Origin of the sequence: Saccharopolyspora sp. NPDC002686 (assembly GCF_040295745.1) — a bacterium.
Classification (GTDB): domain Bacteria; phylum Actinomycetota; class Actinomycetes; order Mycobacteriales; family Pseudonocardiaceae; genus Saccharopolyspora; species Saccharopolyspora oryzae.
Genome location: NZ_JBEOVY010000190.1, coordinates 1 through 14,587 on the forward strand (window position 1 = coordinate 1; position 14,587 = coordinate 14,587).

16 protein-coding genes are annotated in these 14,587 nt (G+C 71.1%); 2 read left to right on the forward strand and 14 right to left on the reverse strand.

The window, feature by feature from the left end:
- The 3 genes from ABTZ89_RS23340 to cmk form a co-directional block, all read right to left on the reverse strand.
- The coding region (locus ABTZ89_RS23340; protein WP_351048186.1) for a GTPase at window positions 1-614 on the reverse strand (614 nt) is incomplete at its 3' end.
- Complete coding sequence (locus tag ABTZ89_RS23345) at window positions 611-1,285, reverse strand: lysophospholipid acyltransferase family protein (RefSeq protein ID WP_351048189.1); 675 nt, start codon at window positions 1,283-1,285, stop codon at window positions 611-613. The genes ABTZ89_RS23345 and ABTZ89_RS23340, both read right to left, overlap by 4 nt.
- The gene (cmk, locus tag ABTZ89_RS23350; protein WP_270946879.1) at window positions 1,282-2,001 is read right to left on the reverse strand and encodes a (d)CMP kinase; all 720 of its coding nucleotides are present in this window, start codon (window positions 1,999-2,001) and stop codon (window positions 1,282-1,284) included. Before cmk ends, ABTZ89_RS23345 begins: the two co-directional genes overlap by 4 nt.
- A 147-nt stretch (window positions 2,002-2,148) precedes the next feature.
- On the opposite strand from cmk, the gene ABTZ89_RS23355 reads away from it, so the two are divergent.
- Complete coding sequence (locus tag ABTZ89_RS23355; RefSeq protein ID WP_270946868.1) at window positions 2,149-2,631, forward strand: cation:proton antiporter regulatory subunit; 483 nt, start codon at window positions 2,149-2,151, stop codon at window positions 2,629-2,631.
- Window positions 2,632-2,750: 119 nt separating this feature from the next.
- Window positions 2,751-3,929 carry a cation:proton antiporter gene (locus tag ABTZ89_RS23360; protein ID WP_270946869.1) on the forward strand — a complete coding sequence of 393 codons (1,179 nt, stop codon included), beginning with the start codon at window positions 2,751-2,753 and terminating at the stop codon, window positions 3,927-3,929.
- A 57-nt stretch (window positions 3,930-3,986) separates the two neighbouring features.
- On the opposite strand, the gene ABTZ89_RS23365 is transcribed toward ABTZ89_RS23360, so the two are convergent.
- The 11 genes from ABTZ89_RS23365 to ABTZ89_RS23415 form a co-directional block, all read right to left on the reverse strand.
- Window positions 3,987-4,745 (reverse strand): pseudouridine synthase, encoded by a 759-nt coding sequence (locus tag ABTZ89_RS23365; protein ID WP_270946870.1) that lies wholly within the window; start codon window positions 4,743-4,745, stop codon window positions 3,987-3,989.
- Window positions 4,735-5,412 (reverse strand): SMC-Scp complex subunit ScpB, encoded by a 678-nt coding sequence (gene scpB / locus ABTZ89_RS23370; RefSeq protein WP_351048194.1) that lies wholly within the window; start codon window positions 5,410-5,412, stop codon window positions 4,735-4,737. Before scpB ends, ABTZ89_RS23365 begins: the two co-directional genes overlap by 11 nt.
- Window positions 5,409-6,260, reverse strand: a complete 852-nt coding sequence (locus ABTZ89_RS23375; RefSeq protein WP_351048197.1) for a segregation and condensation protein A — start codon at window positions 6,258-6,260, stop codon at window positions 5,409-5,411. Before ABTZ89_RS23375 ends, scpB begins: the two co-directional genes overlap by 4 nt.
- Window positions 6,257-6,607 carry a hypothetical protein gene (locus tag ABTZ89_RS23380; protein WP_270954100.1) on the reverse strand — a complete coding sequence of 117 codons (351 nt, stop codon included), beginning with the start codon at window positions 6,605-6,607 and terminating at the stop codon, window positions 6,257-6,259. The genes ABTZ89_RS23375 and ABTZ89_RS23380 overlap by 4 nt, the downstream gene beginning before the upstream one ends.
- On the reverse strand, window positions 6,604-7,545 hold the full coding sequence (locus ABTZ89_RS23385) for a ParA family protein (protein WP_270954101.1): 942 nt from the start codon (window positions 7,543-7,545) through the stop codon (window positions 6,604-6,606). The genes ABTZ89_RS23380 and ABTZ89_RS23385 overlap by 4 nt, the downstream gene beginning before the upstream one ends.
- A gap of 163 nt (window positions 7,546-7,708) precedes the next feature.
- Window positions 7,709-8,656 (reverse strand): site-specific tyrosine recombinase XerD, encoded by a 948-nt coding sequence (gene xerD / locus ABTZ89_RS23390; RefSeq protein ID WP_351048201.1) that lies wholly within the window; start codon window positions 8,654-8,656, stop codon window positions 7,709-7,711.
- Window positions 8,653-9,303, reverse strand: a complete 651-nt coding sequence (locus tag ABTZ89_RS23395; protein ID WP_270954115.1) for an NUDIX domain-containing protein — start codon at window positions 9,301-9,303, stop codon at window positions 8,653-8,655. The genes xerD and ABTZ89_RS23395 overlap by 4 nt, the downstream gene beginning before the upstream one ends.
- A 124-nt stretch (window positions 9,304-9,427) precedes the next feature.
- Complete coding sequence (gene pyrG / locus ABTZ89_RS23400; protein WP_270954103.1) at window positions 9,428-11,134, reverse strand: CTP synthase; 1,707 nt, start codon at window positions 11,132-11,134, stop codon at window positions 9,428-9,430.
- A 187-nt stretch (window positions 11,135-11,321) separates the two neighbouring features.
- Complete coding sequence (locus tag ABTZ89_RS23405; RefSeq protein WP_270954104.1) at window positions 11,322-12,260, reverse strand: copper transporter; 939 nt, start codon at window positions 12,258-12,260, stop codon at window positions 11,322-11,324.
- Window positions 12,257-13,441 (reverse strand): putative cytokinetic ring protein SteA, encoded by a 1,185-nt coding sequence (gene steA / locus ABTZ89_RS23410; protein WP_270954106.1) that lies wholly within the window; start codon window positions 13,439-13,441, stop codon window positions 12,257-12,259. Before steA ends, ABTZ89_RS23405 begins: the two co-directional genes overlap by 4 nt.
- Window positions 13,442-13,560: 119 nt before the next feature.
- A partial coding sequence (locus tag ABTZ89_RS23415) for a DNA repair protein RecN (protein WP_502949589.1) occupies window positions 13,561-14,587 on the reverse strand: 1,027 nt, incomplete at its 5' end.

Here is a 14,587-nt window from a genome sequence, read left to right on the forward strand (position 1 = left end):
AACACCTCCCGCGGGGTCTCCGGGAAGACCTCCAGCACGGCGTCGAGCAGGTCACCGGAGCCGCGGCCGTGCAGCGCGCTGACCGGCATCGGCTCGCCCAGGCCCAGCGACCACAGGGAGTGCACGTCGGCCACCCCGCGCTGGTCGTCGACCTTGTTCGCGGCCAGCAGCACCGGCCGCTTGGAGCGGCGCAGCACCTTGGCCACGGCTTCCTCGGTCTCGGTCGGGCCCACGCGGGAGTCGACCACCAGCAGGATCGCGTCAGCGGTGTGCATGGCCAGTTCGGCCTGCGCGGCCACCGAGGCCATCATCCCCTTGGCGTCGGGCTCCCAGCCGCCGGTGTCGACCACCGTGAACCGGCGGCCGTTCCACAGCGCGTCGTAGGCCACCCGGTCCCGGGTCACTCCGGGGGTGTCCTGCACGACGGCCTCACGACGACCCAACAACCGGTTGACCAGCGTGGACTTGCCCACGTTGGGGCGGCCGACCACGGCCAGCACCGGCTGCGGAACCGGCGGTGCGGCGTCCTCGGGGCCGGCGACCCCGTCGAACTCGGCCCACTCGGTCTCGTCGGACCACGTGCCGTCCAGGCCTTCCAGCGACTCGTCGGTCACGCTCGTTTCCCTCTCACATCGTCTTCGCGGTGGTCGGCGACCAGCCGGTCCAGTTCGGCGATCAGCTCGACCAGTTCGTTGCGCACCGCTTCGGTCGCGGAGACCAGGCCGGTGCGGCCCTTGCCTGCGGGCAGCGCGACCGGCTCGCCGAACAGCACGTCGATCCTGGGCAGAAGCCTACGGCCCCGCCCTTCCGGACGCCGCGTGCCCCGGACGGCGACCGGCAGCACCTGGGCACCGGAGGCCCGCGCCAACCAGGCCGCGCCGTGCTGCGCGTTCTCCACGTCACCGGACCCGCGGGTGCCTTCGGGGAACACCCCGACCAGCCCGCCCGCCTTGAGGACCCGCACCGCGGTCAGCAGCGGCGTGCGGTCGGCTTCACCGCGCCGCACCCCGATCTGCCCGATCTGGCGCAGGAACCAGCCCAGCGGGCCCTTGAACATCTCCTGCTTGATCAGGAACACCGCGTTGCGCGGCAGCATTCCGATCAGCAGCGGCCCGTCCAGCAGCGAGCTGTGGTTGGCCACCATCACCACCGGGCCGGTGCGCGGGATCCGCTCGACCCCGTGGACGTGCACCCGGAAGGGAATCCGCACGATCCGCCGCGAGATCCACTGGCCGAACCGGTGCATCCGGGGCGAGGCGCCCTCGGGCAGGGTCTGATCGCTCATGCCGGTCCCCCGTCGGTCAGCAGGCCGCGGCTCTCGACGTGCTTGTGCAGCTGCTCGAGCACGCCCGCCACGTCCAGTTCAGTGGTGTCCAGCTCCAGCGCGTCATCCGCCTTGCGCAGTGGCGCCACCTTGCGCCCGGAGTCCAACGCGTCCCGGCGCTGCACGTCGGCGTGCGTGCGGTCCAGGTCGCCGGTCCGGCCCTCGGAGACGTCCTGTGCGGTGCGCCGCTGAGCGCGGGCGGACGAGGAAGCCGTCAGGTAGACCTTCAGCCCGGCGTCGGGCACCACGACGGTGCCGATGTCGCGGCCTTCGACCACGATGCCGCCGGGCTCGGACAGCGCCTGGCCGATCAGCTCGCGCTGCAGCGCGACCAGCTGGTCCCGCACCTCGGCGACCGCGGACACCGCCGACACCGCGCCGGTCACCTCGGGACCGCGGATCTCCTGGCCGACGTCCTGACCGTCGAGCAGCACCGAGGGCCGCTCCGGGTCGGTGCCCATGGTCAGCTCAGCCGCGCGCACCACCCGCACGACCTCGGCCACGTCCGACGGCTCGACCTGCGCGCGCAGCACGGCCAGCGTCACGGCGCGGTACATCGCACCGGTGTCGAGGTAGATCGCCCCCAGCGCCGACGCCAACTTGCGCGACACCGTCGACTTGCCGGTGCCCGACGGACCGTCGAGGGCCACCACACCGCGGAGCTTGGCGTGTGCCACGTGCTCTTCCTCCTGCTCGTCGCCGCACCCGGCCAGCGGCCGGACCAACCGTCCATTCTGCCTGGTCCCCGGCCACGGGTCCCAATCGCATCCCGATCCACCCGAACTGGCGGACGAAAGGGATGGATCACCGAATATGGTGGATGGGTGGACGTAACAGTGACTCCGCTGCCGGGACTCGGCACGCAGCAGGACTTCACCACCCGCTCCGGCCACCGCATCGGTGTGATCACCTACCGGGACGGCCGGTTCGAGCTGATCGTCTCCGACCACGAAGACCCGGACAAGGTCGCCGCCTCGGTCGACCTGACCACCGCCGAGACCAGCGCACTGGCGAACCTGCTGGGCGCTCCGCAGCTGGTCGCGAAGCTCTCCGAACAGCAGCGCGAGGTCACCGGGGTCACCACCTGGCAGCTGCCGCTCGCACCGGGTTCGCCCTACGACGGCCGCAGCCTCGGCGACACCGAGATGCGCACCCGCACGTCGGTGTCGATCGTCGCGGTGGTCCGCGACGGCACCGTGCACGCCTCGCCCCGCCCGGACTTCGAGTTCGCCGGCGGCGACCTGGTCGTCGTCGTGGGCACCAGCACGGGCCTGAAGGCGGCCAGCGAAATCCTGGAGAAGGGCTGATCCCAGCCCGCTCCGCCTTCCCGGTCACCGACCGGGACACGCGTGGCCAACGGCGTTCCGCGCGTGCTGATCCCACAGGACAACTCCATACGCAGTAACACGCGAGAGGAAACACCACGGTGCACGACACGGCGATCTCGTTGATCGAGCTCGGCGCGGTTTTCTTCGGTCTCGGCGTGCTCGGCAGGCTCGCCTGGAAAATCGGGGTTTCCCCGATCCCGCTCTACCTGCTGGGCGGACTCGCGTTCGGCACGGGTGGGCTGGTCCCGCTCCACGGCATAGAACCGTTCACCCACCTGGCCTCCGAGATCGGCGTGGTCCTCCTCCTGCTGCTGCTGGGTCTGGAGTACTCCGCGGGCGAACTGGTCACCGGGCTGCGCCGCTCGTGGTTAGCGGGCCTGATCGACATCGCGCTCAACGCGATTCCCGGCGCGGTGGTCGCGCTGATGCTGGGCTGGGGCCCGATCGGCGCGCTGACCATGGCCGGTGTCACCTACATCTCCTCGTCCGGCATCGTCGCGAAGGTCCTCGGGGACCTGGGTCGACTGGGCAACCGGGAAACTCCGGTGATCCTGTCGATCCTGGTCTTCGAAGACCTGGCGATGGCCGTCTACCTGCCCATCCTGACCGCCCTGCTGGCCGGGGTCAGCTTCCTCGGCGGGCTCACCGCGGTCGGGGTGTCGCTGGTGGTGATCACCCTGGTGCTGGTGATCGCGCTGAAGTTCGGCAAGTACGTCTCAGCGCTGATCGACAGCCCGGACCCCGAGGTCTTCCTGCTGCGGCTGCTGGGTTCGGCCCTGCTGGTCGCAGGCATCGCCTCCGAGCTGCAGGTCTCGGCCGCGGTCGGCTCGTTCCTGCTGGGCATCGCGATCTCCGGTTCGACCGCGGCGAACGCCACCCGGATGCTGGAGCCGCTGCGCGACCTGTTCGCCGCGCTGTTCTTCGTGGTGTTCGGGTTGAACACCGACCCCGCAGAGATCCCGCCGGTGCTGCCGGTGGCGCTGGCGCTGGCGGTGATCACCGCGGCGACGAAGATCCTCACCGGCTGGATCGCCGCGCAGATGCAGGGCGTGGGCCGGATGGGTCGAGCCCGGGCCGGTGCCGCGCTGGTGGCTCGCGGTGAGTTCTCCATCGTCATCGCCGGACTGGCGGTGGCCTCGGGCGCGGTGTCCGGTGAACTGGCCGCGCTGGCCACGGCCTACGTGCTGCTGATGGCGATCCTCGGTCCGGTCGCGGCTCGGGTCGTGGAGCCGGTGGCCCGCCTGTTCGTCAAGCGCACCGCCACCCCCAAGGCCTGAGAAGGCGAAGAGGCCGCCGATCTCCGAGGAGCTCGGCGGCCTCTTGCACTGCGCGGATCACATGCCGACGATGCGGTACAGCGAGCCGACTTCCTGCTGGTTGAGCGGACGGATCGCGCCCTGGCGCTCCGTGGTCAGGCGGACGTCGCCGATGCGGGTGCGCACCAGGCGCTGCACCGGGTGACCGACGTGCTTGAGCAGTCGGCGCACGATGCGGTTGCGGCCCTCGTGCAGCACGATCTCGACCAGCGCGCGGTTCTGGTTGGTGTCGACGACCTTGAAGCGGTCCACCTTCACCAGACCGTCCTCCAGCTCCACGCCGTCGCGCAGCTGCTGGCCCAGCTCCTTCGGGACCGGGCCGATGACCTCGGCCATGTAGGTCTTGCGCACCTGGTAGGACGGGTGCATCAGCCGGTTGGCCAGCTCGCCGTCGTTGGTGATCAGCAGCAGGCCCTCGGTGTCCTGGTCCAGCCGCCCGACGTGGAACAGCTTGCCCTCGCGCTCCCGCAGGTAGTCACCGATGCACGGGCGCCCCTTGTCGTCGGACATGGTGCACAGGATGCCGCGCGGCTTGTTGAGCAGCAGGTGGGTCAGGTTGTTGTTGACCATGATCCGGCTGCCGTCGACGTGGATCACCGCGGTCGCCGGGTCGACGCGGCGACCGAGTTCCATGACGACCTCGCCGTTGACCTCGATGCGCCCCTCGACGATCATCTCCTCGGCCGCGCGCCGCGAGGCCACACCGGCCTGGGACAGCACTTTCTGCAGGCGCACGCCTTCCTCGGCGGCGTTGGACGGGCGGTTCTCAGACGTCATCGATCGAATCCACTTCGGGCAGCAATGGGGCGAGCGGCGGCAGATCCTTCAGCGACGACAGGCCCAGCCGCTCCAGGAACAGCTCCGTCGTGCAGTACAGGTTGCCGCCCGTCTCCGGGTCGGTCCCGGCCTCTTCGATAAGGCCGCGCCCCACCAGGGTACGGATGACGCCGTCGACGTTCACACCCCGTACGGCCGCCACCCGCGAGCGGGTCACGGGCTGCCGGTAGGCGATGACGGCCAGCGTCTCCAGCGCGGCGCGGGTCAGCTTCGAGCGCTGCCCGTCGAGCAGGTAGCGCTCGACGTAGGGCGCGTAGGTCTCCCGCGTGTAGAACCGCCACCCGTCGCCGACGCGGCGCAGGTCGATGCCGCGCTCGGCTTCGGCGTAGCTCTCGGACAGCCGCCGCAGCGCCTGGCGGATCCGCCGGACCGGCTGCTCCAGGGTGTCGGCCAGCAGTTCCTCACCGGCGGGCACGTCCACCACCAGCAGCAACGCCTCCAGCGCGGCGTCGAGCGCGTCATCGGACGTCAGGTCCGGTGCGCTCGAAGTCTCGATCGCCTCGTCGCCGGCCTCCGCCTCACCCGGCGTTTCGGGCTCGACCGCGGGCTCCGCCACGGGCTCGGCCGCGTCCTCGACCGCGGGCTGCGGCTCCAACTCGCCGCTCATCCGTACTCCTCTTCCTCTGCGCTGGCGCGCTGCGCCTCGGCATCGACCTTCGCCTGGTCGACGCTGCCGCCCACCCACCGCACGACCAGTTCGCCCAGCGGCGTCTCCTGCTCGAACTGCAGCACCTTCTCGCGGTAGAGCTCCAGCAGCGCCAAGAACCTGGCCACCACCTCGACGGTGTGCCCGCAGTCCGAGGTCAGCTCCGGGAAGGTGGCGCTGCCCTTCTCCGCCAACCGCACCCGCAGCAGCGCCGCGTGCTCGCGGACCGAAACCCCGTGCTGGTGGATGTGGTCCAGCGACACGGTGGGCGGCGGCTTCGGCCGGAACACCGCGGCCGCGACCTCGGCGAACCGCTGCGCCTCGACCCCGATCTGCACTTCCGGCAGCAGGTTCTCGAAGCGCTCCTCCAACGACACCGAGCGCGGGTAGCGCCGCAGCGCCCCGGCTTCGAGCTCGCCGAACAGCGCCGCCACCTGCTTGTACGCGCGGTACTGCAGCAGCCGCGCGAACAGCAGGTCGCGAGCTTCCAGCAGCGCCAGGTCGGCCTCGTCCTCCACGTCGGCCGCGGGCAGCAGCCGGGCCGCTTTGAGGTCGAGCAGGGTCGCAGCGATCAGCAGGAACTCGGTGGTCTCGTCGAGGTCCCACTGCTCGCCCAGCGCTCGGGTGTAGGCGATGAACTCGTCGGTGACCTTGTGCAACGCCACCTCGGTGACGTCCAGCTGGTGCTGCGAGATCAGCTGCAGCAGCAGGTCGAAGGGGCCTTCGAAGTTCTCCAGGCGGACGGTGAACTTGCCGCTGCTGCCGGAATCCCCGGGTACCTGCTCCTCCTCGGCAGCGGGTTCGGTCACTCGCCGGACTCCCGCAGGCGGCGGACCAGCTCCGAATCAGCACCCCGCTCGTCGAGGTCGGCCAGCACCAGCGCAACCGCTTCCCGCACCACTCGACCCCGGTCCACGGCGATGCCGTGGTCGGCCCGCAATGCCAGTCGCGCCTGCTCCAAGCCCAGCAACTCCTCGTCGGAGACGTACACGGTGATCTTCGCGTCGTGCTTGCGCCGACCCGATCCGGACCGCTCGGACCGCCCGGAACGGGCGGGTGCGGCCGGCTCCGGTTCCGGTGCGGCGGCGTGATCCGCTCGAGGAACAGTAGTACGGAACAGTTCGGCGGCTCCGGGCAGGGCGGCCCGCCGAGTCATCTGGCGATCACCTCGCGGGCCAGCGCCCGGTAGGCCTGGGCCCCGGCCGAGCGCGGCGCCCACCTGGTGATCGGCTCCCCGGCGACCGTGGTCTCCGGGAACCGGACCGTGCGGTTGATCACCGAGTCGAACACGACGTCGCCGAACGCCTCCACCACGCGCGCCATGACCTCGCGGGAGTGCAGCGTGCGCGGGTCGAACATGGTGGCCAGTATTCCGCTGATCTCCAGCTTCGGGTTCAGCCGCTCCCGCACCTTCTCGATGGTGTCGATCAGCAGCGCCACCCCGCGCAGGCTGAAGAACTCGCACTCCAGCGGGATGATCACGCCGTCGGCGGCGGCCAGCGCGTTGACCGTCAGCAGGCCCAGCGACGGCTGGCAGTCCACCAGGATGTAGTCGTAGTCGGCCAGCGCGGGGTAGAGCACCCGGTGCAGGGTCTGCTCCCGGCCGACCTCGGCCACCAGCTGCACCTCGGCCGCGGACAGGTCGATGTTGCTGGGCAGCAGGTCCATGCCCTCGACGGTGGTCCGGCGCACCACGTCCTGGACGTTGACCGAGCGCTCCATGATCACGTTGTAGATCGTCTGGTCCAGCTGGTGGGGCTGGACGCCAAGGCCGACCGAGAGCGCGCCCTGCGGATCGAAGTCCACCAGCAGCACCCGGCGTCCGTACTCCGCCAGGGATGCACCGAGGTTGATGGTGGACGTGGTCTTGCCCACCCCGCCCTTCTGGTTGCACATCGCGAGCACGGCGGCGGGACCGTGCCGGTCCAGCAGCGGCGGTTCCGGGATGCGCCGGAGCGGTCGACCGGTGGGGCCGAGATCGCGGGAATTCGGCGCCAGACCAGCGCCGTCCGCGTGTCCCGTCGTCTCGGGGGCGATGCTCAGGTCGACCGCGCCCCGGGACCGCCCGTCGGCGGCGGGCTGCGGTAGCGACATGGCGATCAGACTCCTTTTGTACCGGTGGCGATCAACGGCAGCCTAAGTGGCATTCACGACCAGCGGCAACGTGCCTCGCCGAGGTGTCCGAAGTTCTTTGTGATCTCCGTGTGATCAACGTCTACCGCCAATGCGCCCGCGCCGCACCCGCAACGCGCTCAACTCACCCCGAAGCGTGTGCGCGGGGGTGGGCCGTCGCGTAGACCTCGCGCAGCGCGTTCACGGTGACCAGCGTGTAGACCTGGGTCGTGGTCACCGAGGCGTGGCCGAGCAGTTCCTGCACCACGCGGACGTCCGCGCCGCCTTCCATCAAGTGCGTGGCGAAGGAATGCCGCAGCACGTGGGGAGAAACATCTCCGCCGATCCCGGCGCGCTTCGCCGCGGTCTTCAACGCGTTCCACGCGCTCTGCCGGGAAAGCCTGCCACCGCGCGAGTTCACGAAGATCGCCGCGCTTCCCCGCCCCCGCGCGACCAGCGCGGGCCGCGCGCGCACCAAGTAGGCGTCGAGCGCTTCCAGCGCTGGACGACCGACCGGCACCAGCCGCTGGCGACCGCCCTTGCCGTCGAGCCGAACGGTGCGGTCGGTGCGGTCGACGTCGTCGAGGTCCAGGCCGACGGCTTCGGAGATCCGCGCGCCGGTCGAGTACAGCAGTTCCAGCAGCGCCTGGTCCCGCAGCCCTTTGGCGTCGTCTCCCCCGGCGTGCTCGAGCAGCGTCCCGACGTCGCCGATGGACAGCGCTTTCGGCAACCGCTTCGGCAGGCTCGGCGGCGCGACCTCGCGCGCCACGTCGACCGCGAGCTTCCCCTCGGCGTACGCGAACTTGTGCAGCCCGCGAGCCGCGACCAGAGCCCGCGCCGCCGACGACGACGCGAGCGGCGGCCGCTCCTCGGTGCCTTCCCGGAGTTCGGCCAGGAAGTCCGAGAGGTGCTGGGTGCGCACTTCGGCGAGCCCGGAGATCCCCGCACCGACCAGGAATTCCCCGTACCGGCGCAGATCCCGGGCGTAGGAGTCCAGCGTGCTGCGCGCGGTCCCGCGCTCCACCGCGAGGTGGTCGAGGTAGCCGCCGATCGCTTCGCGCAGCTCGGACGGCAGTTCTTCGAGCCCCTTCACCGGGACAACCGGCGGCGGAACCGCTGCGGCCGGTCCGTCCACTCGGCGTCGACGGGCCGGGCCGAACGAGCACCGTCGCGCACCGCTCGGGCGGCGAGCAGCCCCGACACCGTCGGAGCGTTCACGATCTCCCCGGCAAGCACCATGTCGACCGCTTCGGCGAACGGCACGCGCCGGATCACCAGATCGGCCTCCTCGTCCCCCACCGCCTCCGGCCGGTCCACATCGGACAGTCCGGTGGCCAGGAAGATCCGGATGCTCTCGTCGGTGAAGCCGGGCGAGGACACGACGTCCACCAGGACCGACCAGTCCGCCGCGGCGACCCCGGCCTCTTCGACCAGCTCCCGCTGCGCGGTCCGCACCGGGTCCTCCCCGGCGACGTCCAGCAAACCCGCGGGCAGTTCCCAGAGCCGCCGCCCCACCGGGTAGCGGTACTGGTGCAGCAGCACCACCTGGTCCTGCTCGTCGATCGCGACCACGGCCACCGCACCGAGGTGCTCGACGACCTCGCGCCGCGCATGCCCGCCACCGGGCATCCCGACCTCGTCGGCCCGCAACGCGAGGATCTTGCCGACGTAGACGTCCTCGCTGGCCAGGGTGGTGAACTCGTGCTCGCCGTTGGTGCGCGCGACACCGCTTCCCGTCATGTCCACCCGCCCACCCTAGAGCCGACCGGCACGCCCCGGCGAACGTCGAGGACAACGCACCCCGCGAACGGCGAAGCGCCGCCCGGTCCGGACACGACCAGGCGGCGCTTCGACGATCAGCGGGTCACGCGCTCGGCGCGGGCTCCTCGACCGGCTCGAACTCGACCGGCAGCCGCTCGGCGGCGCGGTAGTCCAGCGCGGCCTTCACGAACGCGGCGAACAGCGGGTGCGGACGCGTCGGACGGCTCTTCAGCTCCGGGTGCGCCTGCGTGCCCACGAAGAACGGGTGCTCCTCGCGCGCCAGCTCCACGAACTCCACCAAGCGGCCGTCCGGCGAGGTGCCGGAGAACACCAGGCCGGCCTTGCTCAGCCGGTCGCGGTAGGCGTTGTTCACCTCGTAGCGGTGGCGGTGCCGCTCGTCCACCTCGGTCGAACCGTAGGCCTCGGCCACGATCGAGTCGGCGCGCAGCTTCGCCGGGTAGGAGCCCAGGCGCATGGTGCCGCCCATGTCCCGGTCACCGGAGACCACGTCGGTCTGGTCGGCCATGGTGCTGATCACCGGGTGCTTGCAGGACTCCTCGAACTCCGCGGAGTTGGCCTGCTCCAGCCCGGCCAGCGACCGGGCCGCCTCGATCACCATGCACTGCAGGCCCAGGCACAACCCGAGCGCCGGGATGCCGTGGGTGCGGGCGTAGCGGATGGCGCCGAGCTTGCCCTCGATGCCGCGCACGCCGAAGCCGCCGGGGATCATCACGCCGTCCATGCCGGACAGCGCCTGCGCGGCACCGGAATCGGTCTCGCAGGTGTCCGACCCGACCCAGGTGATCTCCACCTTGGCGCGGTGCGCGAAACCACCGGCGCGCAGCGCCTCGGTCACCGACAGGTAGGCGTCGGGCAGGTCGACGTACTTGCCGACCAGCGCGATGCGCACCTTCTCGGACGGGTTGTGCACCCGGTCCAGCAGGTCGCCCCACACCGACCAGTCCACGTCGCGGAACGGCAGGCCGAGCCGCCGCACCATGTAGGCGTCCAAGCCCTCGCTGTGCAGCACGCGCGGGATGTCGTAGATCGACGGCGCGTCCGGGCAGGCCACCACGCCGTCGGTGTCGACGTCGCACATCAGCGCGATCTTGCGCTTGAGGTCCTCCGGCAGGTCCCGGTCGGAGCGGCACACCAGCGCGTCGGGCTGGATGCCGATGTTGCGCAGCGCGGCCACCGAGTGCTGGGTCGGCTTGGTCTTCAGCTCGCCCGACGGCGCCAGGTACGGCACCAGCGAGACGTGCAGGAAGAAGCAGTTGTCCCGGCCGACGTCGTGGCGGACCTGGCGGCAGGCCTCCAGGAACGGCAGCGACTCGATGTCGCCGACGGTGCCGCCGACCTCGGTGATCACCACGTCGGGGGTGCGGCCGTCCTCGTCGGGCTCGGCCATCGCGCGGATCCGCGCCTTGATCTGGTCGGTGATGTGCGGGATGACCTGGACCGTGTCGCCCAGGTACTCACCGCGGCGCTCCTTGGCGATGACCGCGGAGTACACCTGGCCGGTCGTCACGTTGGCGTTGCGGGTCAGGTCGCGGTCCAGGAACCGCTCGTAGTGCCCGATGTCGAGGTCGGTCTCCGCACCGTCCTCGGTGACGAACACCTCGCCGTGCTGGAACGGGTTCATCGTTCCCGGGTCGACGTTCAGGTAGGGGTCGAGCTTCTGCATCGTCACCCGCAGACCGCGGGAGGTCAGCAATTCGCCCAGGCTGGAGGCCGTGAGTCCCTTGCCCAACGAGGAGGCAACGCCTCCCGTGACGAACACGTGCTTGATCGTGCGTGCTTGCGGCGCCAACAAATGCTCCCCGTGGTCAAGCCGTCGCCTGGCTGGATTTCTGCACTGGCAGGACGGCTGGATCCGTCGCTCCCACGGAATTCCAGCCTAACGCACGTCAGCCGAGCCGCGCACCGTGACCCCCACTGCTGATCCACCGCCGAAGGTCCTGGTCAACCGCCATCCGGGCGGATGATCTCCGATCCGCTCAGCCGCGGGTGCTCGGCACCGGTCCCTGTGCGCTGCTCGCCACTCCGTAGTGACCCGCCTGCCGGTCGGCCTGCTCGCGCAGGGCCATCACGATCGCCACCCGGCCCGAGGCGCTGTCGGCGTTGTCCACGGTGGACAGGTTCGACGCGATCGACGGGTCGGCCCGCACCACGCCGACCGGCCCGGTGCCGTCGGCCGAACCGAGCTCGCCGGCCAGCACGGCGCCCTGCCCGGCGCGGTCGATCTGGGTGGCGAACCGGGCCAGCGTCGCCGCCTTGTCCCCGGCGCTGTCGCCCTCGATGCGACCGCCGGTCAGCACCACCGCCAGCTGCGCGGGCCGCAACCCCGGCGAGGCGGTGGCGAAGCCGCCTTCGGACAGCCCCGAGAACGCGGCAGCCCGCTCCGGGTCACCGGTCTGCGGCTGCCCGGTCTGCGGGTTGAGCAGGGACAGCGGGCCGATCAGGCCGCCGGCGAGGGTGCCCGGGTCGGCCGCCGTGGGCAGCTGGACCCCGGCGGGCAGCAGCTCGGTGACCACGCGGCGCAGCTGGTCGGCCCGGTCCGGGTCGGCGAACCCCTCGCCCAGGCGCACGTCGCCGGTCAGGTCCGCGCCCGCGTCGCGCAGCAGCTGCGACACCGCCTCCCGCTGCTGGTCGGGCACGTCCGCCGAGCTGATGAGCACCACGCTGCGCTGCGCCAGCTGGCCCTGCACGGCCATCGGCCCCACCGCGGAGTTGAACTGCTCGGCGGCCGCGACCTGCGCCTTGAGGTCGGTGCGCTCGGCGTTGAGCCGCTCGACCTGCCCCTGCAACGAGTCCCGCTCGTCGCCGACCCCGGCCAGCAGCCGGTCGCTCATCGAGGTCGAACCGAGCACCACACCGACCGCCAGCGCGAGGAAGACCGCGGCGATCGACACGATGTGATACCGCATCGAGATCACGTGAAAAGCCCCTTGAAGTATGCCGCCACCTGGCCGCCGGTGTCGGCGAGAACGTTCATGAATGCGGTGCCCAGACCGGAGACCAGCAGCGCCACGACCACCACCAGCAGCACCGCGACGATCATCAGCACGACGGCGCTGGTCGGCGTCCGGCTGCGCTGCAGCGCGGCCACCGCCCGCCCGTCGATGATCTTGCTGCCCATCCGCAGCCGGGTCAGGAAGGTCGACGGGTTGGAACCGGAGCGCCCGCTGTCCAGGAACTCGCCGAGCGTCGCGTGGAAGCCGACCGTGACCACCAGGCTCGCCTTGTGCGCGTCGGCCAGCAGCAGCGCCAGGTCCTCCGGGTTGCCGGAAGCTGGGAAGGTCACCGCGCCGATGCCGAGGTCCTGTATGCGCTCCAACCCGGGAGCGTGCCCGTCCAGGTGCGCGGGGATCACCAGCTCGGCACCGCACTTGAGGGTGTCGGTGCTGATGATGTCCGGATCGGCCACGATGATGTCCGGCTTGTACCCGGCCTCGCGCAGCACGTCCGCCCCGGACTCGACGCCGATCAGCACCGGCCGGTACTCGCGGATGTACTTGCGCAGCCGCTTGAGGTCGTCGGCGTGGCCGTAGCCCGGCGCCAGCACGAGGACCTGCCGGTCCTCCAACGACATGCTCAGCTCCGGCACGCCGATGCCGTCCAGGATGAGCGTCCGCTCCCGGCGCAGGAACTCGATGGTGTTCGCGGAGAACGCCTCCAGCTGCGCCGACATCCCGGCCTTGGCCTCGATGAGCAGGTCCGCGACCGAGTCGGCGTCCTGCGCCGTCCCGCGACCGACCTCCCGCTCGCCGACGAACACCCCGCCCTCGTGCAGCCGGATCTTCGCGCCGTCCTTGATCTGGCGCGCGAGCTCGGCGCCAACCCCGTCGACCAGCACGATCCCGGCCGACAGCAGCACCTCAGGCCCGAGGTTCGGGTAGCGCCCGGAGATCGACGGCGCGGCGTTGACCACCCCGACCACACCGGCCGAGACCAGCGCTTCAGCCGTGCGCCGGTCCAGGTCGGCGTGGTCGATCACCGCGATGTCGCCGGTGCGCACCCGGCGCAGCACGTCGTCCGAGCGGCGCTCGATCCGGGCGACCCCGACCAGGCCGGGCAGGTTGCCCTGCTGGCGAGCAAGCAGACCGCTGAGTTTCATGCACCGATGGTGACAAACCGATCACCCGAAGTCGGTCCGCCACGCCGAGACCTCTGGTCCACCCGGAGCAGAAAATGTTCGGCCAAATAGCCCAGCGGGAAATTCAGCCGGTTTTCCGGCTACTTCGCGCTCTTCGCCTTCTTCTTGGCCGGTTTCTTCCGCCGGAAGCGCTCCTGGGCCAGCTTGTACGCGGTCGCGGTGTTCAGCAGCTCCTCGGCGTGCGCGCGACCGGTCTCGGTGGAGTCCATCCCGGCCAGCATCCGCGCCAGCTCGACCACTCGCCGCTCGTCGGCCACCACCCGCACGTCGCTCTTGGTCAGCCCGCCGTCGGCGCTCCCCTTGTCCACCACCAGGTGCCGGTCGGCGTAGGCGGCGACCTGCGGCAGGTGCGTGACGACGACGACCTGGTGGGTGCGGGCCAACCGCGCCAACCGCCGCCCGATCTCCACCGCGGCACGACCGCCGACCCCGGCGTCGACCTCGTCGAAGACCAGCGTGGGCACGGTGTCGGCGTCGGCCAGCACGACCTCCAGCGCCAGCATCACCCGGGACAGCTCACCACCGGAGGCGCCCTTGTGGATCGGCAGCGCCGGCGCGCCGGAGTGCGCGATCAGCTGGAGCTCGACCTCGTCCACGCCCTCCGGGCCCGCGTGCACGCTCTTGCCCCGCACCTGCAACGCGTTCGGATCGCCGGCCTCGGCCGACTTCGGCTGGACCACGACCTCGAGCCGGGCCTGCGCCATGGCCAGACCGTCCAGCTCCTCGGACACCGCAGCCGAGAGTCCGACCGCGGCCTCCTGCCGCGCTTCGGTCAGCTCGACGGCGAGCTCGGCCAGTTCCGCGGCGAGCTCGTCGCGGCGCGCGGCCAGCGCCGCCAGCGCTTCCTCGGAAGTGTCCATTCCGGACAGTCGGGCGCGGGCGTCCTCCGCCCACTCCAGAACGCCGTCCACGTCCGCCGCGTACTTCTTCGTCAGCTGCTTGAGCTCGGACTGCCGCGCCAGCACCTGCTCCAAGCGCGCCGGATCGGCGTCCAGCCGGTCCAGATAGCTGCCGAGCTCACCACCGACGTCCGCGAGCACCGCCACGGCTTCGCCCACGCGCGACTCGAGCTCGCGCAGCGCGGGATCCTCGGCAGCGGACAGGCGC

Bases quoted from the DNA above. Each gene is read 5' to 3' on its own strand.
- ABTZ89_RS23345 (WP_351048189.1), bottom strand. From the start codon at position 1,285: ATGAGCGATCAGACCCTGCCCGAGGGCGCCTCGCCCCGGATGCACCGG.
- ABTZ89_RS23365 (WP_270946870.1), bottom strand. From the start codon at position 4,745: ATGACGTCTGAGAACCGCCCGTCCAACGCCGCCGAGGAAGGCGTGCGC.
- scpB (WP_351048194.1), bottom strand. From the start codon at position 5,412: ATGAGCGGCGAGTTGGAGCCGCAGCCCGCGGTCGAGGACGCGGCCGAG.
- ABTZ89_RS23380 (WP_270954100.1), bottom strand. From the start codon at position 6,607: ATGACTCGGCGGGCCGCCCTGCCCGGAGCCGCCGAACTGTTCCGTACT.
- ABTZ89_RS23385 (WP_270954101.1), bottom strand. From the start codon at position 7,545: ATGTCGCTACCGCAGCCCGCCGCCGACGGGCGGTCCCGGGGCGCGGTC.
- ABTZ89_RS23395 (WP_270954115.1), bottom strand. From the start codon at position 9,303: ATGACGGGAAGCGGTGTCGCGCGCACCAACGGCGAGCACGAGTTCACC.
- steA (WP_270954106.1), bottom strand. From the start codon at position 13,441: ATGAAACTCAGCGGTCTGCTTGCTCGCCAGCAGGGCAACCTGCCCGGC.